This window comes from Kitasatospora sp. NPDC086791, from assembly GCF_040685975.1.
In the GTDB taxonomy this organism is placed as follows: Bacteria; Actinomycetota; Actinomycetes; order Streptomycetales; family Streptomycetaceae; genus Kitasatospora.
Genome location: NZ_JBFBOC010000006.1, coordinates 1 through 19963 on the forward strand (window position 1 = coordinate 1; position 19963 = coordinate 19963).

Annotated in this window: 18 protein-coding genes; 6 read left to right on the forward strand and 12 right to left on the reverse strand. The window is 72.0% G+C overall.

Going from position 1 to position 19963, the window contains the following annotated elements; all coding sequences use genetic code 11:
• Positions 1–210: 210 nt before the first annotated feature.
• Entirely contained in the window at positions 211–504 is a 294-nt protein-coding gene (locus AB0Q99_RS11515) for a hypothetical protein (RefSeq protein WP_363570462.1), read from the reverse strand.
• 138 nt (positions 505–642) lie between these two features.
• On the opposite strand from AB0Q99_RS11515, the gene holA reads away from it, so the two are divergent.
• The gene (holA, locus tag AB0Q99_RS11520) at positions 643–1641 is read left to right on the forward strand and encodes a DNA polymerase III subunit delta (protein WP_363570464.1); all 999 of its coding nucleotides are present in this window, start codon (positions 643–645) and stop codon (positions 1639–1641) included.
• 77 nt (positions 1642–1718) lie between these two features.
• Here the strand turns inward: holA and AB0Q99_RS11525 are convergent, their stop codons facing one another.
• The 3 genes from AB0Q99_RS11525 to AB0Q99_RS11535 form a co-directional block, all read right to left on the reverse strand.
• On the reverse strand, positions 1719–2390 hold the full coding sequence (locus AB0Q99_RS11525) for a hypothetical protein (protein ID WP_363570466.1): 672 nt from the start codon (positions 2388–2390) through the stop codon (positions 1719–1721).
• Positions 2391–2880: 490 nt separating this feature from the next.
• Positions 2881–3150 (reverse strand): 30S ribosomal protein S20, encoded by a 270-nt coding sequence (rpsT, locus tag AB0Q99_RS11530; RefSeq protein WP_218205877.1) that lies wholly within the window; start codon positions 3148–3150, stop codon positions 2881–2883.
• Positions 3151–3308: 158 nt separating this feature from the next.
• On the reverse strand, positions 3309–3614 hold the full coding sequence (locus tag AB0Q99_RS11535) for an antibiotic biosynthesis monooxygenase (RefSeq protein WP_363570468.1): 306 nt from the start codon (positions 3612–3614) through the stop codon (positions 3309–3311).
• Positions 3615–3802: 188 nt separating this feature from the next.
• Between AB0Q99_RS11535 and lepA the strand changes: the two genes are divergently transcribed.
• Entirely contained in the window at positions 3803–5671 is a 1869-nt protein-coding gene (gene lepA, locus AB0Q99_RS11540; RefSeq protein ID WP_363570470.1) for a translation elongation factor 4, read from the forward strand.
• A 93-nt stretch (positions 5672–5764) separates the two neighbouring features.
• Here lepA and AB0Q99_RS11545 read toward each other — a convergent pair whose 3' ends face one another.
• From AB0Q99_RS11545 to AB0Q99_RS11565, 5 genes are all read right to left on the reverse strand, one after another.
• Positions 5765–6847 carry an FAD-dependent oxidoreductase gene (locus AB0Q99_RS11545; protein WP_363570472.1) on the reverse strand — a complete coding sequence of 361 codons (1083 nt, stop codon included), beginning with the start codon at positions 6845–6847 and terminating at the stop codon, positions 5765–5767.
• Positions 6848–6988: 141 nt separating this feature from the next.
• On the reverse strand, positions 6989–7900 hold the full coding sequence (gene sigJ, locus AB0Q99_RS11550) for an RNA polymerase sigma factor SigJ (protein ID WP_363570474.1): 912 nt from the start codon (positions 7898–7900) through the stop codon (positions 6989–6991).
• Positions 7901–8104: 204 nt separating this feature from the next.
• Entirely contained in the window at positions 8105–10003 is a 1899-nt protein-coding gene (locus AB0Q99_RS11555; protein WP_363570863.1) for an ABC transporter ATP-binding protein, read from the reverse strand.
• Positions 10004–10203: 200 nt separating this feature from the next.
• A complete protein-coding gene (locus AB0Q99_RS11560; RefSeq protein WP_363570476.1) occupies positions 10204–11937 on the reverse strand; it encodes an ABC transporter ATP-binding protein in 1734 nt (577 codons plus the stop codon).
• 68 nt (positions 11938–12005) lie between these two features.
• Positions 12006–12188, reverse strand: a complete 183-nt coding sequence (locus tag AB0Q99_RS11565; RefSeq protein ID WP_363570478.1) for a hypothetical protein — start codon at positions 12186–12188, stop codon at positions 12006–12008.
• Between the two features lie 152 nt (positions 12189–12340).
• Between AB0Q99_RS11565 and AB0Q99_RS11570 the strand changes: the two genes are divergently transcribed.
• The 3 genes from AB0Q99_RS11570 to AB0Q99_RS11580 all read left to right on the forward strand — a co-directional run bounded on the left by AB0Q99_RS11570 (position 12341) and on the right by AB0Q99_RS11580 (position 16168).
• Positions 12341–14272, forward strand: a complete 1932-nt coding sequence (locus AB0Q99_RS11570) for a long-chain fatty acid--CoA ligase (protein ID WP_363570480.1) — start codon at positions 12341–12343, stop codon at positions 14270–14272.
• A gap of 71 nt (positions 14273–14343) precedes the next feature.
• Complete coding sequence (gene hemW / locus AB0Q99_RS11575) at positions 14344–15573, forward strand: radical SAM family heme chaperone HemW (protein WP_363570482.1); 1230 nt, start codon at positions 14344–14346, stop codon at positions 15571–15573.
• 40 nt (positions 15574–15613) lie between these two features.
• A complete protein-coding gene (locus AB0Q99_RS11580) occupies positions 15614–16168 on the forward strand; it encodes a Uma2 family endonuclease (protein WP_363570484.1) in 555 nt (184 codons plus the stop codon).
• Here AB0Q99_RS11580 and AB0Q99_RS11585 read toward each other — a convergent pair.
• The 3 genes from AB0Q99_RS11585 to htpX form a co-directional block, all read right to left on the reverse strand.
• Positions 16159–16992, reverse strand: coding sequence for a DUF3097 domain-containing protein (locus AB0Q99_RS11585; protein ID WP_363570486.1), 834 nt, complete (start codon positions 16990–16992; stop codon positions 16159–16161). The two genes, AB0Q99_RS11580 and AB0Q99_RS11585, sit on opposite strands and share 10 nt — an antisense overlap.
• 31 nt (positions 16993–17023) lie before the next feature.
• A complete protein-coding gene (locus AB0Q99_RS11590; RefSeq protein ID WP_363570488.1) occupies positions 17024–17608 on the reverse strand; it encodes a hypothetical protein in 585 nt (194 codons plus the stop codon).
• 65 nt (positions 17609–17673) lie between these two features.
• A complete protein-coding gene (gene htpX, locus AB0Q99_RS11595) occupies positions 17674–18594 on the reverse strand; it encodes a zinc metalloprotease HtpX (protein ID WP_363570490.1) in 921 nt (306 codons plus the stop codon).
• Between the two features lie 288 nt (positions 18595–18882).
• Between htpX and hrcA the strand changes: the two genes are divergently transcribed.
• On the forward strand, positions 18883–19917 hold the full coding sequence (hrcA, locus tag AB0Q99_RS11600; RefSeq protein ID WP_363570492.1) for a heat-inducible transcriptional repressor HrcA: 1035 nt from the start codon (positions 18883–18885) through the stop codon (positions 19915–19917).
• Positions 19918–19963: the final 46 nt, after the last annotated feature.

A 19963-nucleotide genomic window follows, 5' to 3' on the forward strand; every position in this document is an offset into this window, starting at 1 on the left:
GGGGGGGGGGCCCGCCCCACACCATCCGGTGCGCCGCGCCCCGGCCCCGCCCCCGCCCGCGCCGAGAACTACAGGAGCAAAGTTGTTCCCAATCGACCTCGGCTGGCCCCGGTGCGCAGCACGTATGCAGCGCGGGAAGGACGCCCCCGCCCCTGCCGCTCAGCGAACTCCGCTGGCCGGCTCCGGCTCCAGCTCCGGAGCCGGTGCCGGTCAGGCCTCCTCGCGCCAGCCCTCGTGGTCGGCGGCCAGGGCGTCGAGGGCGCGCAGCAGGGCGGGGGTCCAGCCGGTGTCCGGGGCGTCGACCACGACGAGCCACTGGGCGTCCTCGGCGTCGTCCTCGCCCGCGAGCGCGTCGCGGACGATCTCCAGCTCGCCGAGGTCGGGTTGGGTGGCGCCGAGGTCCTCGGCCGCCTCTTCGGCGGCATCGCGGTCGGGCAGGACGAGCAGCTGCCGGGCGTGCGGGTCGTCGACGTCCGGGAGGTCGGTGGCGTGGTTCTCGGTCACCCGGCCATTGTCCAGGTCGCCCGGTTCGGCCGATCGGGCGGGCGGTCGATCAGCCGGTCGATCAGCCGGTCGATCGCGCGGCAGATCGGGTGGTCGACCGGACGGGAGTGTCCGCGGCCCGTGGGATGCTGGTAGGCGATGGCCAGGAAGAGTGCACCCGACGACCTGCTCGCCCCGCTGACCCTCGCGGTCGGCCAGGAGGAGCTGCTGCTGGACCGCGCGGTCGCCCAGGTGGTGGCCGCGGCCAAGGCGGCGGACCCGGACACCGACGTACGGGACGTGCCGCCCGGCGGGCTGCAGCCCGGCAGCCTGGCCGAGCTGACCACGCCGTCGCTGTTCGCCGAGCGCAAGGTCATCGTCGTCCGGGCCGCCCAGGACCTCTCCGCCGACTCGGTGAAGGAGGTCAAGGCGTACATCGATGCGCCGGCCGAAGAAGTGATCATGGTGCTGGTGCACGCCGGCGGTGCCAAGGGCAAGGGACTGCTGGACGCCGGGCGCAAGGCGGGCGGCCGCGAGGTGGCCTGCGCCAAGCTGACCAAGGCGAACGAGCGGTTGGCCTTCGTCAAGGGCGAGTTCCGCGCGCTGGGCCGCTCCGCGACCCCGGAGGCCTGCCAGGCACTGCTGGACGCGCTCGGCAGCGACCTGCGCGAGCTGGCCGCCGCGTGCCACCAGCTGACCTCGGACGTCGAAGGCGCGATCGACGACACGGTGGTGGCCCGCTACTACAGCGGCCGGGCCGAGGCGACCGGCTTCGAGGTCGCCGACCTGGCGGTCACCGGCCGCGCGGCCGAGGCGCTGGAGCGGCTGCGCTGGGCACTGGCCGTCGGCCAGCCGCCGACCGGCATCACCTACGCGCTGGCCTCCGGCGTGCGCAGCATCGGGCGGTTGGCGACCACCGGGCGGAACATGCGCCCGGCCGACCTGGCCCGCGAGCTGGGCATGCCGCCGTGGAAGGTCGACCGGGTGCGCCAGCAGATGCGCGGCTGGACGGGCGACGGGGTGGCCACCGCGCTGACCGCGATCGCCCAGGCCGACGCCGCCGTCAAGGGCGGTTCGGACGACCCGGCCTTCGCCCTGGAGCGCGCTGTGGTCGCCGTCGCCCGGGCCGCGCGGGCCGGCTCCCGCCCCGCCTACTGACGTGGCGGGGTTCGGGGCACGGGCCGGCAGGGGCCGGCGCGGGACGGCACGGACCGCGCCCCCGGACGCCCGGCGGCCTACTTCTGCATCGCCCGGACGGCGTCCTGCCCATCGGACTGCAGGGCGCTGCGCAGGTCGTCCTTGGACGGCGGCTTGGCCTTCCCGTCCGTGTAACTGGCGCTGTAGTTGATGTAGAAGGTCATCCCGCCGTCGCGGATGTCCAGCTCGGCGTAGATGCTGTGGTACTTGTCCGAGCCGTCGTCCTTGTACAGGAAGTACGCTTCCTCGCCGATCCCGGGGATGTCGGTGACCTGGTAGCCGCGGGCCCGGTAGAGCTCCTTGTTGGCCCGCAGCTCGGGCGCCGGGTTGACCGCCTTGTGCAGGTCGGCGCGCAGGTAGACCGAGGCGAACTCGCTGTCGCTGTTCCCGCCGGTCCGCTTGAGGCTCATCGAGCAGTTCATGCTGTCCAGGGCCGGGTGCCGGTCGGTGTGGTGGGTCGGCGCGGACGTGTCCGAGACGGAGTACGTCTGCAGCAGCTTGGTGGGCTTCCCGGTGGCGCAGAAGTCGTCGGAGAGGTGGTAACCGCCGAGGCTGCGCGGCGAGGAGTCGCTGCTGACGATGCCGGGGACGACCGTCACGGCGGCGGTCCAGCCGGCGGAGGCGAGCACCGCGCCGACGAAGGCCCAGACGGCGTTGCGCCGCAGGTTCCCCCCGGAACCCGGTGCGCGGCCCCCCGGCACCGTCGCCATCCCGGGAGCGGGACCGGTCGGCATCCCGGGCGACCCGGGCATCCCCGGCGCGGCGGGCAGCCCCGGGGGCGGCCCGAAGCCCGGCGCTCCTGCGGCTCCCGCGGCACCCGCGGTTCCCGCCGGAGGCTGCGCCCCCGGTACGGGCCGAGCCCCCGCACCCGGCGGCTGCTGCGGGAATCCGTACCCCGGTCCGTTCGGTGCCGGCGGCGGTGGCGTCGTCATGAACTCTCCCCCAAGCCCGGCGTCGGAGCGCTCCCCCGCGCCTCGATCGCACCTGACCGACCATAGCGGCCGCACCCGGGAACGCGACAGGCGTCGCAGTGGCCTCCGGGGAAGAGGCTGACTGCGACGCCTGTCGTACTGCTCTGTGCACCGCACCCGCGTGGCGAACGCAGGCCGCGTGCGGTGCGAGTCTCACTCACCTCAGGGGGCCGGGTAGAGGGCCGGTCCGTCCCGAGGCGGTCGGGGGTTCGGAGACCCCCGGAGGGCGTCAGGCCTGGACGGCGGTGTTGACGCGCTTGGTGATGGCCGACTTCTTGTTGGCGGCCTGGTTGGCGTGGATGACGCCCTTGCTCACGGCCTTGTCCAGCGCCTTGGAGGCGGCGCGGGCCAGCACGACGGCCTTCTCGGTCTCGCCGGCGGCAGCGGCCTCACGGGCCTTGCGCAGAGCGGTCTTCAGCGAGGACTTGACGGCCTTGTTGCGCAGGCGCGCCTTCTCGTTGGTCTTGTTGCGCTTGATCTGGGACTTGATGTTCGCCACGAAAGAGCCTCAGTCTGTCTAAAGATTCTGAACGGGATCGCACCGGGCGGCCGTCGGTCCAGCTGAGAGGGCATGCCGAGGCCAGGTGCAGCTGACCACGCTACCAGGGCCCGCCGCACGCCCCAAACCGGGCTCCGGCTCCCGGACCGCCCCCCGGCCTACGCGTCGAGCAGCGGTTCGCCGTAGTGCTCGACCTCGGGGAAGGGCCGGTAGTAGTGGTGCAGCAGGGCGCGCCAGCGCCGGTACTCGGGGGAGGTGCGGAAGCCCTCGGTGTGGTCGGCGAGGGTCTCCCACTCGACCTGGAGCAGGAAGCGCGAGCCGCGGCCCTCGTCGAGGCAGCGCCGCAGCCGCAGGGAGCGGAAGCCGTGCTGGACGGCGATCAGCGGGCGGGCCTCGGCGAAGGCGGCGAGGAACTCCTCCTCCCGGCCGGGCAGGACGTCGAGCAGGGCGCTTTCGAGGATCACGGGGGCCATCCTGTCGCCCGGAAAGGGGCGGGGGAAGGGTCGGACGGTGCCCGAACGGCAGCAGGGCCCGCGCTCGTGGGAGGATGGGAGGAACTATTTCGATCGGACGAGACTGTCCGGTCCCCGGGAAACCGGTCAGCGATGACCCGGACACCCCCGGCCCCGGACCAACGGAGAATCGGACCAAGGTGCCCGCGACCCCCAGCAATGTGCCAGAGCCCAGCCGTACCGACCCGGCGCTGATCCGCAACTTCTGCATCATCGCCCACATCGACCACGGCAAGTCGACGCTCGCAGACCGGATGCTGCAGATCACCGGCGTCGTCGACCCCCGGCAGATGCGCGCCCAGTACCTCGACCGCATGGACATCGAGCGTGAGCGCGGCATCACCATCAAGTCGCAGGCGGTCCGCCTCCCGTGGGCGCCGAAGACCGGTTCGAACGCCGGGACGACGCACATCCTCAACATGATCGACACCCCCGGCCACGTGGACTTCACGTACGAGGTGTCCCGCTCCCTCGCCGCGTGCGAGGGCACCATCCTGGTGGTCGACGCGGCCCAGGGCATCGAGGCGCAGACCCTCGCCAACCTGTACCTGGCGCTGGAGAACGACCTCACGATCGTCCCGGTGCTCAACAAGATCGACCTGCCGGCCGCGCAGCCGGAGAAGTACGCCGCCGAGATCGCGCACATCATCGGCTGCGACCCGGGTGACGTGCTCCAGGTCAGTGCCAAGACCGGCCTCGGCGTCGAGAACCTGCTGGACCACATCGTCGACACCATCCCGGCCCCGGTCGGCGTCAAGGACGCCCCGGCCCGCGCGATGATCTTCGACTCGGTGTACGACTCCTACCGCGGCGTGGTCACCTACGTCCGCGTCGTGGACGGCCAGCTGACCAAGCGCGAGCGCATCGCGATGATGTCGACCGGCGCCACTCACGAGCTGCTGGAGATCGGCGTCATCTCGCCCGAGCCGAAGGTCGCCGACGGCCTCGGCGTCGGCGAGGTGGGCTACATCATCACCGGTGTGAAGGACGTCCGGCAGTCCAAGGTCGGTGACACCATCACGTCGATGCACAAGGGCGCCACCGAGCCGCTCGGCGGCTACAAGGACCCGCGCCCGATGGTGTTCTCCGGCCTCTACCCGCTGGACGGCTCGGACTACCCGCTGCTGCGCGACGCCCTGGACAAGCTGCGGCTCAACGACGCCGCCCTGGTGTACGAGCCGGAGACCTCGGTCGCGCTCGGCTTCGGCTACCGCTGCGGCTTCCTCGGCCTGCTGCACCTGGAGATCATCCGGGAGCGCCTGGAGCGCGAGTTCAACCTCGACCTGATCTCCACCGCCCCCAACGTGGTCTACCGGGTGATCATGGAGGACGGCGCCGAGCACACCGTCACCAACCCGAGCGAGTTCCCCGCCGGCAAGATCGCCGAGGTGTACGAGCCGGTCGTGCGCGGCACCATCCTCGCGCCCAACGAGTTCGTCGGCGCGATCATGGAGCTCTGCCAGTCCCGCCGCGGCAGTCTGCAGGGCATGGACTACCTCTCCGAGGACCGGGTCGAGCTGCGCTACACCCTCCCGCTCGCCGAGATCGTCTTCGACTTCTTCGACCAGCTGAAGTCCAAGACCCGCGGTTACGCCTCGCTCGACTACGAGCCCATCGGCGAGCAGACCGCCGACCTGGTCAAGGTCGACATCCTGCTGCACGGCGACGCGGTGGACGCCTTCTCCGCGATCGTCCACAAGGACAAGGCCTACGGCTACGGCGTGATGATGGCGGGCAAGCTGCAGAAGCTGATCCCCCGCCAGCAGTTCGAGGTGCCGATCCAGGCCGCCATCGGCTCCCGGGTGATCGCCCGTGAGACGGTCCGCGCGATCCGCAAGGACGTCCTCGCCAAGTGCTACGGCGGTGACATCTCGCGCAAGCGCAAGCTGCTGGAGAAGCAGAAGGAAGGCAAGAAGCGGATGAAGATGGTCGGCCGCGTGGAGGTCCCGCAGGAGGCCTTCATCGCCGCGCTGTCCACCGACGCCGAGGCGCCGAAGGAAAAGAAGTAGCCGAGGGGGCCGGACACGAGCCGAAGGGCCCGGGCGTTTCGCGCCCGGGCCCTTCGGCGTTCCCGCGGGTCGTTCCGTCGTCGTGGGCGGCGGCTACTTCAGCGCGCTGAGCACGGCGGAGACGATCCCGGCCTTGGCCAGCCGCCCCGCGGTGCCGGTGAACACGGTCGGCTTCATCGAGTCGTCCGCGTGGACCAGCTGGAGCAGCCCGTCCCGCCGGCCGAGGCTCACGCACTGCACGGCGTACCGGAACGAGAACGGCTCCGTGGTGCGCCCGTCGAGCAGCTTGCCGACGTACTGGCCCTGCGACAGGGCGGTGGCGCAGCCCATCCGCAGGGTGCCGACGCCGGGGACGGTGACGGCGGCGGCGTCGCCGACCACGTGGACGTCCGGGTGCGAGACCGAGCGCAGGTGGTCGTCCACCAGGGCCCGGCCGCGCTCGTCCACGGCCAGCCCGGCCTCGGCGGCGAGCGGGTGCGGCTCCATCGAGGCGGCCCAGACGGTGAGGTCGGCGTCGATCGGGCCGGCGGTGGTGCGCAGCCCGTCCGGGGTGACCTCGGTGACGGTGGCGCCCTCGTGGACGGCGACGCCGAGCCGGTCGAGGACCCGCCGGACGTGGGCGCGGCCCTTGGGCGAGTAGATGCCGCCGACCTGGCCGGCCGCGACGATCCGCACCCGCCAGTCGGGGTGGGCCTCGGCGAGTTCGGTGGCCAGCTCGATGCCGGTGGCGCCGCCGCCGACCACGGCGAGCGTGCCGGGCCGGGCGGCCTCGCGGATCCGGCGCCGGACCTCGGCGGCGCGCTCCGCGGGGTAGGCGTATTCGACGGCGCCGGGGACGCCGTGCCAGGCGGTGCGGCTGCCGAGGGCGTGGACCAGGGTGTCGTAGGCGAGGGTGGTGCCGTCGTCCAGCAGGACCTCGTGCCCGGCGAGGTCGAGCTCGACGGCGCGGGCCCGGTGGTGCCGGATCGTGCGGCCGCGGGCCAGGTCGCCGATGGCCGGCCACTCACGGCCGCGGCCGGCCGCCGTCTCGTGCTGGCGGATGCGGTGCAGGAGTCGCTCCTCGGGGGCGACCAGGGTGACGGTGTGGCGCCGTCCGGCGCCCTTGGCCGCGGTGAGTCCGGCGTATCCGGCGCCCAGGACGACGATCCGCTTCGCGGTGGTGGTGGTGCTGCTCATCTCGTCCGCCTCCATTCCGTGCGCCCCCGTGGAGCGCTGTTCGGGAAGGGGACGACGCGGCCGGTCGGGATGTGACCGTGACCCGTGTCACAGCGCCGCCGGGGTCCGTGCCGGGGTCCGTGGCGGGGCCGCAGGGGGCCGTCAAGGAGCCGTGACGGGGCTGATCCGGCCGAGCTTCTCGGGGTTGACGACGACGTACGCCTCGATGATCCGGCCGTCGGTGACGGTGAAGGCGAGCACGCCGCCGACGGTGCCGCCGGTCCGCTCGTACCAGACCAGCCCCGGCTCGCCGTTGACCAGGGCGTGGCAGATCGCCGTGTCGGGGGTGAACCACTTGGCGACCAGACCGGCCACCATGCGGGCCACCCGGTCGGCGCCGTGGATCGGGCGGACGCCGGCCCGGACGATGCCGCCGCCGTCGGAGTGCCAGACCACGTCCGGGTCGAGGACCTCCATCAGCGCGAGGATGTCGCCGCGGCCGCTGGCGGCGGCGAAGGCCTCGACCGCCTGGCGGTGCTCGGCCGGGTCGGTGCCGCCGCCGCGTCGGGTGCCGTCCTTGACCCGGCGGCGGGCCCGGGAGGCGAGCTGGCGGGCGGCGTCGGGGGAGCGGTCCAGCGAGGTGCCGATCTCCTCGAAGCCGACCGCGAAGACGTCGTGCAGCACGAAGGCGGCCCGCTCGGCCGGGGAGAGCTGCTCCAGCACGGCGAGCAGGGCGAGCGAGACGGACTCGCCGCGCTCGGCGAGTTCGGCGGGGGTGTCCGGGCCGTCGGCGTAGGAGACGGCGGGCTCGGGCAGCCACTCGCCGTAGTAGGCCTCCCGGCGGGCCCGGGCGGAGCCCAGCTGGTCGTAGCAGAGCCTGGTGACGACGGTGGTCAGGAAGGCGCGGGGGTCGGCGACGGTGGAGCGGTCGGCGGCCTGCCAGCGCAGCCAGGCGTCCTGCAGGACGTCCTCGGCGTCGGTGAAGGAGCCGAGCAGCCGGTAGGCGACCGAGCCCAGGTAGCGGCGGTTCGCCTCGAAGGCGTCCGGGGCGGCCGGGAGCTGGTCGTCGATCACGGGCCCAAGGTAACGCCCGCCGGGGCCCCTTGCGAACCCCCGAACCCCCGAAAAGCCGAACCCCCCGAACCCCCGAAGAGCCGAACCCCCCGAACCCCCGAAGAGCCGAGGCCCTGAACCCCGAACCGGAGAGCCGAGGCCCCGGAAGCCCGACGGGCCGGGGCGGAAGGTGGTGCCCGCCCCGGCCCGTCGGTCCACGCCGCGTCAGTCCACCTCGGCCACGGCCTCCGCGAACTGCGCCTGGTAGAGCCGGGCGTAGGCGCCGCCCGCGGCGATCAGCTCGTCGTGCGAGCCCTGCTCCACGATCGAGCCGTTCTCCATCACCAGGATCACGTCGGCGTCCCGGATGGTGGAGAGCCGGTGGGCGATCACGAAGCTGGTGCGGCCGGTGCGCAGCCGGGCCATGGCCCGCTGGATCAGCACCTCGGTGCGGGTGTCGACGGAGCTGGTCGCCTCGTCCAGGACCAGGATGGACGGCTGGGCGAGGAAGGCGCGGGCGATGGTGATCAGCTGCTTCTCGCCGGCGCTGACGTTGGTGCCCTCGTCGTCGATGACGGTGTCGTAGCCGTCCGGCAGGGTGCGCACGAAGCGGTCGACGTGGGCGGCCTTGGCGGCTTCGACGACCTGGTCGTGGGTGGCGTCCCGGGAGCCGTAGGCGATGTTGTCGGCGATGGAGCCGCCGAACAGCCAGGTGTCCTGGAGGACCATGCCGATGCCGGAGCGCAGGTCCTCGCGGGACATCGCGGCGATGTCGACCCCGTCGAGGGTGATCCGTCCGGAGCTGACCTCGTAGAACCGCATCAGCAGGTTGACCAGAGTGGTCTTGCCGGCGCCGGTGGGGCCGACGATGGCGACCGTCTGGCCGGGTTCGACCTTGAGCGAGAGGTCCTCGATGAGCGGCTTGTCGGGGTCGTAGCGGAAGGAGACGTCCTGGAAGGCGACCCGGCCGTGCACGGTGTCGGGCTTCTCGGGCACGGCGGGTTCGGCGCTCTGCTCGGGGGCGTCGAGCAGTTCGAAGACGCGCTCGGCGGAGGCGACGCCGGACTGCACCAGGTTGGCCATGCTGGCGACCTGGGTGAGCGGCTGGCTGAACTGCCGGGAGTACTGGATGAACGCCTGCACGTCGCCGATGGACAGCGCGCCACTGGCGACCCGCAGGCCGCCGACGACGGCGACCAGCACGTACTGCAGGTTGCCGATCAGCATCATCGCGGGCTGGATGATCCCGGAGATGAACTGGGCCTTGTAACTGGCCTCGTACAGCGCCTCGTTGTGCTCGCGGAAGGTCGCGGCGGCCTCGCGCCGGCGGCCGAACGCCTTGACCAGGGTGTGGCCGGTGTACATCTCCTCGATGTGGGCGTTGAGCTGGCCGGTGGACTTCCACTGCTGGACGAACTGCGGTTGCGCCCGCTTGCCGACCTTGGTGGCGACGACCACCGAGACCGGCACCGAGACCAGGGCGATCAGGGCGAGCAGCGGGGAGATCCAGAACATCATGGCCAGCACGCCGACCACGGTGAGCAGCGAGTTGACGACCTGTCCCATGGTCTGCTGCATGGACTGGCCGATGTTGTCGATGTCGTTGGTGACCCGGCTGAGCACTTCGCCGCGCGGCTGCTTGTCGAAGTAGCTGAGCGGGAGCCGGGCCAGCTTGGCCTCGACGTCCTGGCGCAGCCGGTAGCTGGCGCGCTGGATCGCCGTGGTGGCCAGGCGGCCCTGGAAGATGCCGAAGACGGCGGAGGCGAGGTAGATGCCGAGCACCCAGAGCAGGACGGTGCCGATGGCGTCGAAGTCCATGCCCTGGCCGGGGGTGAAGTCGACGGCGGTGAGCAGGTCGGCGATGCCGCCCTGGCCGTGGGTGCGCAGCCCGTCGATGACCTGGGCCTTGGTGGTGCCGGGGGCGAAGCGGGCGCCGACGACGCCGGCGAAGATCAGGTCGGTGGCGTTGCCGAGGATCTTGGGGCCGATGACGGCGCAGCCGATGCCGAGCACGCCGAGGAGCAGGACGCCGACGAGGAGGTTGCGCTCGGGGCGCAGCAGGCCGAGGACGCGTTTGCCGGAGCCCTTGAAGTCCATGGACTTCTCGGCGCCCTGGCCGCCCATGAAGCGGCCGGGTCCGGCCGGGCCGCGGCGGGCGGCGGCGGCCTGGGAGTCGGTGGGCAGTCCGGCGTCGGCCTTCTTCGGGTCGGCCTTCGCGGTGTCCGGCCTCGCGGTGTACTGCTCCGCGGTGTACTGCTCCGCGGTGTCCGGCCGTACGGTGTCCCGCTCCGCGGTGTCCTGCGCCGTGGGCTCTCCGGTGCTGGTCACGCCGCCTCCTGCTCGGTGAGCTGGGAGAGCACGATCTCCCGGTACGTCGGGTTGTCGGCCATCAGTTCGTGGTGGGTTCCGGTGCCGACGACGGCGCCCTCGTCGAGGACGACGATCCGGTCGGCGTCGCGGATGGTGGACACCCGCTGGGCGACGATCAGGACGGTGGCGTCGGAGGTCTCGCGGGCGAGGGCCTTGCGCAGTCTGGCGTCGGTGGCGTAGTCGAGGGCGGAGAAGGAGTCGTCGAAGAGGTAGACGGAGGGCTTGCGGACCAGGGCGCGGGCGATGGCGAGGCGCTGGCGCTGGCCGCCGGAGACGTTGCCGCCGCCCTGGGTGATGGGGGCGTCGAGGCCTTCGGGGAGCTTCTCGACGAAGGCCTTGGCCTGGGCGATCTCCAGGGCGTGCCAGAGTTCCTCGTCGGTGGCGTCGGGCCGGCCGTAGCGGAGGTTGCTGGCGACGGTGCCGGTGAACAGGTAGGGCTTCTGGGGGACGATGCCGACGTGGTCGGCGATCGCGTCGGCGGCGAGTTCGCGGACGTCGATGCCGTCGAGCAGGACCTGGCCGGAGGTGGCGTCGAAGAGCCGGGGGACGAGGCCGAGCAGGGTGGACTTGCCGCTGCCGGTGGAGCCGATGATGGCGGTGGTCTGGCCGGGGCGGGCGGTGAGGTCGATGCCGCGCAGCACGGAGGCCTCGGCGCCGGGGTAGCGGAAGTCGACGTCGCGCAGTTCGAGGTTGCCGCGGCGGGGGACCTCGGTGACGGGCGTGACGGGCGGGACGACGCTGGATTCGGTGCCGAGGACCTCCTGGACGCGCTCGGCGCAGACCTCGGCGCGGGGCACCATCATGAACATGAAGGTGGCCATCATGACGCTCATCAGGATCTGCATCAGGTAGGAGAGGAACGCGGTGAGCGCGCCGATCTCCATGGCACCGCTGTCGATGCGGTGGGCGCCGAACCAGAGCACGGCGACGCTGGAGACGTTCACGACGAGCATGACGGCCGGGAACATGACGGACATCAGCCGGCCGACGTTGCGGGCGACGTCGGTGAGGTCCTCGTTGGCGGTGGCGAAGCGGGCCTGTTCCTGGCCGTCCTTGACGAAGGCGCGGATGACCCGGATGCCGGTGATCTGCTCGCGCAGGACCCGGTTCACGGTGTCGATGCGCTCCTGCATGCTGCGGAACTGCGGGCGCAGCGCGCGGACCAGCAGGATGACGACGACGGCGAGGGCGGGGATGACGGCGAGCAGCAGGCCGGACAGCGGGACGTCCTGGTTGAGCGCCATGATGATGCCGCCGACGCACATGATCGGTGCGGCGACCATGAGCGTGAAGCTCATCAGGGCGAGCATCTGGATCTGCTGGACGTCGTTGGTGGTGCGGGTGATCAGGGAGGGCGCGCCGAACTGGCCGACCTCGCGGGCGGAGAAGCTCTGCACCCGGTCGAAGACGGCGGCGCGGACGTCCCGGCCGAAGGCCATGGCGACCCGGGCGCCGATGAAGACGGCGCTGATGGAGCAGAGCGCCTGGAGGACGGTCACGCCGATCATCACCCCGCCGACGCGCAGGATGTAGCCGGTGTCGCCCTTGACCACGCCGTCGTCGATGATGTCGGCGTTGAGCGTCGGCAGGTAGAGCGCCGCGAGGGTGGACACCAGCTGGAGGACCACCAGCAGGGTGATCGGTCGGGAGTAGGGGCGCAGGTACGCCCTCAGGAGTCTGATCAGCACTTGCACACTCTTGTCGTCGCCGGTCGGGTTCGCACCCCAATTCTCGGTCTTCTGTAGCGTTGTACAGGTCATTCGGCGTGTGGGAACCGGGGGTTTGCCGGGCTTTTGCCGAACCGTCCGGCAGCGCGCTCGTCGGTTTCCGCGCGGGGTGCGTCCGGTGGTGCGGCGCGGTCGCCGGTGCCGTGCGTGGTGCGGTCGCCGGTGCCGTGCGTGGTGCGGTCACCGGTGCCGTGGGGGCGTGCCAGGTCCATCCGCCCCCTTACGGAATGACCGGTTTCCCCCTAGGCTGCTGGTTGCCCCCTTGTTACTGACCGGTACCGTCCAGGTGAACCGGGGCCCGGTGACCGCCCCCACGGCCGCCGCGACAATCCCTCAAACGGCCACCCGCCCCCGGAGGTCCTCGTTGAGTTCCGCGCAGTCCTTGATCGACTCCGGCAGCCCCGATCTCGTCGCCGGGCGTCCCGCCTCCGTCGCCCACCTGTTCCTGGAGCGGGTGGCCGCGACCCCGAACGGCGAGGCCTACCGCTACCCCGCCCCGGTCGACGAGCAGGCCGCGGACGGCGCGCCCGGCGCGGAGCAGTGGCGCTCGCTGACCTGGGCGCAGACCGCGACCAGGGTCAAGGCGGTGGCCGCCGGTCTGATGGCGCTCGGCATCCGGCCGGAGGACCGGGTCGGCCTGGCGTCGTCCACCCGGCTCGAATGGGTGATCGCGGACCTCGGCGCCATGTGCGCGGGCGCCGCGATCACGACCGTCTACCCGAGCACCAACGCGGACGAGACCGGCTTCATCCTGTCCGACTCGGGCTCCCGGGCGCTGTTCGCGGAGAACGCCGCCCAACTGGCCAAGGCCGCCGGGCAGCTCGACCGGCTGCCCGAGCTGCGCACCGTCATCCTGTTCGACGCCCCCGGCGAGGCGTCCGAGACCCCCGAGGCGTCGGGCCTGGACGTGCTCACCCTCGCCGAGCTGGAGCGGCGCGGCGCCGAGTACCTGGAGCGGCACCCGGACGCGGTGGAGAAGACCGTCGCGGGGCTCGACAAGGAACAGCTGGCCACCCTGATCTACACCTCCGGCACCACCGGCCGCCCCAAGGGCGTGCGCCTGGTGCACGACTGCTGGGCGTACGAGGGCCGGGCGCAGGAGGCGAGCGGGCTGCTGCGCTCCGACGACGTCCACTTCATGTGGCTGCCGCTGTCGCACGTGTTCGGCAAGACGCTGATCTCCGGGCAGATCGCCACCGGCCACGTGATGGCCCTGGACGGCCGGGTGGACCGGATCATCCACAACCTGCCGGTGATCCGGCCGACCGTGATGGCCTCGGCGCCGCGCATCTTCGAGAAGGTCTACAACGGCATCGCGGGCAGGGCCCGGGCCGAGGGCGGCGCCAAGTACAAGATCTTCCTGTGGGCGGCCAAGGTCGCCCGCGAGCACGCCCGGGCCGTCCAGGAGAGCCGGGTCGCCACCGGCACCGGCACCGCCCCGCTGGCGCTGCGGGTGCAGCACGCGCTGGCCGACAAGCTGGTGTACGCGAAGATCCGGGCGGCCTTCGGCGGGCGGCTGCGCGGCGCGGTCTCCGGCAGTGCCGCGCTCGCCCCCGAGATCGGCTACTTCTTCCTCGGCGCCGGCGTGCCGATCCTGGAGGGCTACGGCCTCAGCGAGACCAGCGCCGGCTCCTGCGTCAACCGCGAGGAGGACATCCGGATCGGCACGGTGGGCCGCCCGCTGCCCGGCACGGAGGTGCGGATCGCCGAGGACGGCGAGATCCTGCTGCGCGGCCCGGGCGTCATGCGCGGTTACCACAACCTGCCGGAGAAGACCGCCGAGGTGCTGGAGCCGGACGGCTGGTTCCACACCGAGGACATCGGCGAGCTCGGCCCGGACGGCTTCCTGCGGATCACCGACCGCAAGAAGGACCTGTTCAAGACCTCCGGTGGCAAGTACGTGGCGCCCAGCGAGGTCGAGGGCAGGTTCAAGGCGGTCTGCCCGTTCGTCAGCAACGTCCTGGTGATCGGCAACGGCCGCAACTACTGCACCGCGCTGATCGGCCTGGACGAGGCGGTCCTGATGCCGTGGGCCGCCGAGCACGGCCTGGCCGGCCGCTCCTACGCCGAGCTGGCCGCCGAGCCGGCCGTCCACGAGCTGATCGAGGGCTTCGTGAAGCGGCTCAACGCGGGGCTGCAGCGCTGGCAGACGGTCAAGAAGTTCCACCTGCTGCCGCGCGACCTCGACGTCGAGCACGGCGAGCTCACCCCGAGCCTGAAGATCAAGCGCCCGGTGGTGGAGCGGACCTACGCCGACGCCGTGACCGCGATGTACGCGGGCGCCAACGAGGCCTGAGCCGCCCCGCCCCCGTACGGCTCACCCGAGCGGGTGAGCCGTACGGGTGAGCCGTACGGGACAATGGGGGCATGCCCTCCGCACTCCCCGACGGCGAACCGGTGCCGTCCGACGGTTCCCTGCCCGCGCACGCCCTCGACGGGCTCGGCAGCCGGCCGTTCGGCTTCTACCTGCACGTGCCGTACTGCGCCAGCCGCTGCGGCTACTGCGACTTCAACACCTACACCGCCACCGAGCTGCGCTCCGCCGGGGCCGTCGCCTCCCAGGAGACGTACGCGGACAACGTGGTCGCCGAGATCCGGCTGGCCCGGCGGGTGCTGGGGGACGCGGACCTGCCGGTGCGCACCGTCTTCCTCGGCGGCGGCACCCCCACCCTGCTGCCCGCCCGCGACCTGGTGAAGATGCTCGCCGCGATCCGTGAGGAGTTCGGGCTCGCCGACGGCGCCGAGGTCACCACCGAGGCCAACCCGGAGTCCGTCGACCCGGCGTACCTGGCCGAGCTGCGCGAGGGCGGCTACAACCGGATCTCCTTCGGCATGCAGAGCGCCCGGCCCCACGTGCTGCGGCTGCTCGACCGCCACCACACCCCGGGCCGGCCGGAGGCCTGCGTCGCCGAGGCCCGCGCGGCCGGCTTCGAGCACGTCAACCTCGACCTGATCTACGGCACCCCCGGCGAGTCCGACGACGACTGGCGGGCCTCCCTGGACGCCGCGCTCGGCGCCGGACCCGACCACGTCTCCGCGTACTCCCTGATCGTCGAGGAGGGCACCCGGCTCGCCGCCCGGGTCAAGCGCGGCGAACTGCCGATGATCGACGACGACGTGCACGCCGACCGCTACCTCATCGCCGAGCAGGCGCTCAGCGCCGCCGGGTACCAGTGGTACGAGGTCTCCAACTGGGCCACCACCCCCGAGGGTCGCTGCCGCCACAACGAGCTCTACTGGACCGGCGCCGACTGGTGGGGCGCCGGCCCCGGCGCCCACAGCCACGTCGGTGGCGTCCGCTGGTGGAACGCCAAGCACCCCGCCGCCTACGCCCAGGCCCTCGCCGAGGGCCGCACCCCGGGCCTGGGCCGCGAACTCCTCGGCGACGAGGACCGCCGGGTCGAGCGCATCCTGCTGGAACTGCGCCTGGTGGAGGGCGTCGCCCTCGACCTGCTGACCGAAACCGGCCGCGAGGCCGCCGCCCGGGCCCTGGCGGACGGACTCCTCGCCGCCGAGCCGTACCAGCGGGGCCGCGCCGCCCTGACGCTCCAGGGCCGCCTGCTCGCGGACGCGGTCGTACGTGACCTGGTGGACTGAGTGTCGTTAACGTGGTGTCAGCCGTCGGAGGGAGCGAGCAATGACCGCCATCGATGACCGGGTGACGGGGATCTTCGAGAACCTGGAGGTCCCCGAAGGCTTCAAGGCCGAGCTCATCAGGGGGGAAATCGTGATGACGGGCGGGGCGGACCGGGTCCACAACTGGATCGTCGAGGCCATCCGGGACCAGCTTCCCCGAGCGCGGTGGCACCGCTCGACCACCCAGGACATCGAGCTTCCCGGGCTGACGAGCGAGCCGCAACCCGACCTGGTCGTCTACGAGCGGGATGCGGTGGAGGGGCCGGGACGCTTGATTCCCGCGCCGCTGCTGACCCTCGTCGTAGAGGTGGTGTCGAAGACCAGCGTGCTCCGCGACTACCGGACCAAGCGGGAGCTGTACGCGGAGGGTCGGATTCCCGCTTACCTGATCGTCGACCCGATCAAGGGGCTCTCCGTGCTGTTCACCGAGCCCGGTCGCGCGGCCTCGGGGGTGCCGGACTACGCCGTCGAACGCACCGCGAAGTTCGGGGAGTCGATTCCGGTCGACCTGCTGGGCGTGACCCTCGACACCTCCGAGTTCCAGACCTACGCCTGATCCGGCAGCGTCACGAAGTCGATCAGTTCCTCGACCCGGCCCAGCAGTTCCGGTTCCAGGTCCTTGTAGCTGTCGACCTTCGACAGGACGTGCTTCCACGCCGCCGGGGTGTCCACCGGCCAGCCGAGGCGGCGGCAGGTGCCCTCCTTCCAGTCCTCGCCGCGGGGGACGGCGGGCCAGCCGGGGATGCCGACGCTCGACGGCTTCACCGCCTGCCAGATGTCGATGTAGGGGTGGCCGACGACCAGGACGGACTCCCCGGTGACCCGGGCCGCGATGCGGTGCTCCTTGGTGCCGGGGAGCAGGTGGTCGACCAGGACGCCGAGGCGGCGGCCGGGGCCGGGGGCGAAGTCGGCGACGATCGCGGGCAGGTCGTCGATGCCGCGCAGGTACTCGACCACGACGCCCTCGATGCGCAGGTCGTCGCCCCAGACCCGCTCGACCAGTTCGGCGTCGTGCCGGCCCTCGACGTAGATCCGCGACTCGCGGGCGACCCGGGCGCGGGTGCCGGGGACGGCGATCGAGCCGGAGGCGGTGCGCCCCGGCGCGCGGGCGGGGGCGGGACCGGCCGGGCGGACCAGGGTGACGGCCTTGCCCTCCAGCAGGAAGCCGCGCGGCACCAGGGGGAAGACCCGGTGCTTGCCGAAACGGTCCTCCAGGGTGACGGTGAACCCCTCCGCGGTCTTCTCGCAGCGCACCACCGCCCCGCAGAAGCCGGTCGCCGCCTCCTCGACCACCAGGTCCCGCTCGGCGGGCACCTCCGGGGCGGGGGCCTGGTTCTTCCACGGCGGGGTCAGGTCGGGTCCGTACCGGTGGCTGCGCATACGGGTGATCATAGGGAGGGCGGACGGCGCGTCAGAGGCCCGGCGCACCCCAGACCGGGAACCAGCGGCTCAGGTCCTTCTCCAGCCGCAGATCGTTCGCCAGCATCGCGTTGACCTGCAGCTCCAGCGGGCTGTCGCGCTTCTCCCCGCCGCCCGGCACCGGGGCGAACGGGTAGAAGGTGCCGCGCTTGTAGAGGTAGACCAGGGCCAGCGACCGGCCCTCCGCGTCGCGGAAGCCGACCAGCGAGCAGAGCAGCTGCGGCCCGAAGCCGTTCGCCTCCAGCTCGCTGTTGACCGCGTGCAGGTCGTTCACCAGCTCCGGGAGTTCCCCGGGGGCGTGCCGGGCGAGCAGCCACGAGTAGCCGTAGGCGTCCTTGGAGGCCTCCACCGGGACGCCGCCGCGCTCGGTGTCGGCGTCCAGCAGCGCCCGGACCTGCTGCTCCACCTGGACGAAGGCCGCGCCCTCGACGGCCGCGAAGCAGACCGAGCCGAGCCCGGTGGGGAGGAAACCGGCCCCGGCCTCCAGGGTGAGCGCGGCGGACGGCACGCCGAACAGCTGGTCGAGGTCGGGCTTGACGGGCTTGGTGCGGCCGAACAGGGCGTCCAGGATTCCCACGGCGGTCCTTTCGCGTCGATCGTCGGGGGGAGAAAGGGAGGCGGCGGGGAGGCGGCGGCTCGGCGTCAGCGGCCGAGCTGCTCGGAGATCCTCGCCAGCTGCGCCAGCCGCGTCTCCAGCGTCGGGTGGGTGGAGAACAGCTGCGAGGCGGTCTCCCGGGCGCTCAGCGCGGGCGCGAAGTAGAAGGCGTTGTAGGGCTGCGCCTTGCGCAGGTCCTCGGTGGGGATGGCGGAGATCTGCCCGGTCACCTTGGTGAGGGCCGAGGCGAGCGCGCTGGGCCGGCCGGTGAGCTGGGCGGCGGCGCGGTCGGCGGCCAGTTCGCGGTAGCGGGAGAGCAGCCGGGTGAGCAGGAAGCTGATCGCGTAGACCACCATCGAGACCAGCGGGATGATCAGCGCCAGGATGGCCGCGTTCTGGTCGTTGCTGTTGCGGCCGCCGCCCATGAACCCGCCGTACACGGCGATCCGGGTCATCGCGCCGGCGAGCACGCCGAGGAAGCCGGCGATCGTCATCACCGCGACGTCCCGGTGGGCGACGTGGGACAGCTCGTGCGCGAGGACGCCCTCCAGTTCCTCCGGCTCCAGCCGGCGCAGCAGGCCGGTGGTCACGCAGACCACCGCGTTCTGCGGGTTGCGGCCGGTCGCGAAGGCGTTCGGCATGTCGTTGTCGGCGACCGCCACGCGGGGTTTGGGCATGTCGGCCAGGGCGCAGAGCCGGTCGATCGTGCCGTGCAGTTGGGGGAACTCCTCCGGGGACACCTGGTGGGCTCCCATGGCCCGTTCGGTGATCTTGTCGCTGAACCAGAACTGGGCCACGAACAGCCCGCCGGAGATCAGCACGATCAGCGGCCAGGCGCCGCGCAGCAGCGCGATCAGCAGGCCGGTGAAACCGACGTACAGCAGCCCGATCACGAACATCGTGGCGACCATGCGGCCGGTCAGGCCGCGGTCGGGTGCGAAACGGGTGTGCTGGCCCGAGCTCGACATCGCTTGCTCCTCCATTCGCCGTCGCTTCCGATGCTGCCACCCGGACGGCCGTTGGGCACCACCCGCGCGCCGGGAACCGGTGAACGCTTCCCGCCCCGTGGGCCGTACCCGGAACTGCGGGCAGGATCACCCCGGTCCGGCCGTTCCTGCCGTAGGACCCGGGCCTTACACTGGCAGGTACGGTTCTGGCACTCGTGCGTTCAGAGTGCCAGGGTCGGGGCCTCCCGGAGCGGCCCGCAGCAGCAGGGACACAGACGGACAACGTGCGAAGACGGAGGTGCGTGCCCCATGGCCGGAGAGGTCCGCCAGCTGGACGACCGCAAGCTCGCCGTGCTCCGCGCGATCGTGCAGGACTACGTGGGCACCGAGGAGCCGGTCGGCTCCAAGGCCCTGGTGGAGCGGCACAACCTCGGGGTCTCGCCGGCGACGGTCCGCAACGACATGGCGGCGCTGGAGGAGGAGGGCTACATCCACCAGCCGCACACCAGTGCCGGCCGCATCCCGACCGACAAGGGGTACCGCCTCTTCGTCGACAAGCTCGCCGAGATCAAGCCGATGAGCGCCCCCGAGCGCCGGGCGATCCGGCACTTCCTGGACGGCGCGGTCGACCTGGACGACGTGGTCGCGCGCACCGTGCGGCTGCTCGCCCAGCTGACCCGGCAGGTCGCGGTCGTCCAGTACCCGTCGCTGACTCGCTCCACCGTCCGACACGTCGAGCTGGTGGCGCTGGCCCCGGCCAAGGTGATGCTGGTGCTGATCACCAACACCGGCCGGGTCGAGCAGCGGATGGTCGACTGCCCGGGCCCGGTCGGCGAGACGGTCCTGGCGGACCTGCGGACCGCGCTCAACAGCAGAGCCGCCGGCCGCAGGCTCCCGGAGGTCCCGGGGCTGTTGGAGGAGCTTCCGGCGATGTTCGAGCAGGCCGACCGGCCGACCGTCAGCACGGTCCTGGCGACGCTGTTCGAGACGCTCGCGGAACAGAACGAGGAGCGGATCATGCTGGCCGGCACGGCCAACCTGACCCGCTTCGGCCACGACTTCCCCCTCACCATCCAGCCGGTGCTGGAGGCCCTGGAGGAGCAGGTCATCCTGCTCCGCCTCCTGGGTGAGACCAATGACGCCGCGATGACGGTCCGGATCGGCCGGGAGAACGCCTACGAAGGGCTGATTTCCACCTCGGTCGTCTCGGTCGGTTACGGTTCGGGCGACGAGAGCGTGGCCAAACTGGGTGTGATCGGTCCGACCCGGATGGACTACCCGGGCACAATGGGGGCGGTGCGGGCGGTGGCGCGGTACGTGGGCCAGATCCTGGCCGAGTCGTAGCAAACAGCCGTCGGACATCCTGACGGCGTCCAGTCGCAGCACTACT

Excerpts from the sequence above, each read along its gene's own strand:
- hrcA (WP_363570492.1), top strand. The coding sequence starts at position 18,883 with ATGGCCGGAGAGGTCCGCCAGCTGGACGACCGCAAGCTCGCCGTGCTC.
- AB0Q99_RS11545 (WP_363570472.1), bottom strand. The coding sequence starts at position 6,847 with ATGAGCAGCACCACCACCACCGCGAAGCGGATCGTCGTCCTGGGCGCC.
- AB0Q99_RS11555 (WP_363570863.1), bottom strand. The coding sequence starts at position 10,003 with ATGGGCGGCCAGGGCGCCGAGAAGTCCATGGACTTCAAGGGCTCCGGC.
- hemW (WP_363570482.1), top strand. The coding sequence starts at position 14,344 with ATGCCCTCCGCACTCCCCGACGGCGAACCGGTGCCGTCCGACGGTTCC.
- htpX (WP_363570490.1), bottom strand. The coding sequence starts at position 18,594 with ATGTCGAGCTCGGGCCAGCACACCCGTTTCGCACCCGACCGCGGCCTG.
- AB0Q99_RS11565 (WP_363570478.1), bottom strand. The coding sequence starts at position 12,188 with ATGGACCTGGCACGCCCCCACGGCACCGGTGACCGCACCACGCACGGC.
- AB0Q99_RS11525 (WP_363570466.1), bottom strand. The coding sequence starts at position 2,390 with ATGGCGACGGTGCCGGGGGGCCGCGCACCGGGTTCCGGGGGGAACCTG.
- AB0Q99_RS11585 (WP_363570486.1), bottom strand. The coding sequence starts at position 16,992 with ATGCGCAGCCACCGGTACGGACCCGACCTGACCCCGCCGTGGAAGAAC.
- holA (WP_363570464.1), top strand. The coding sequence starts at position 643 with ATGGCCAGGAAGAGTGCACCCGACGACCTGCTCGCCCCGCTGACCCTC.
- AB0Q99_RS11580 (WP_363570484.1), top strand. The coding sequence starts at position 15,614 with ATGACCGCCATCGATGACCGGGTGACGGGGATCTTCGAGAACCTGGAG.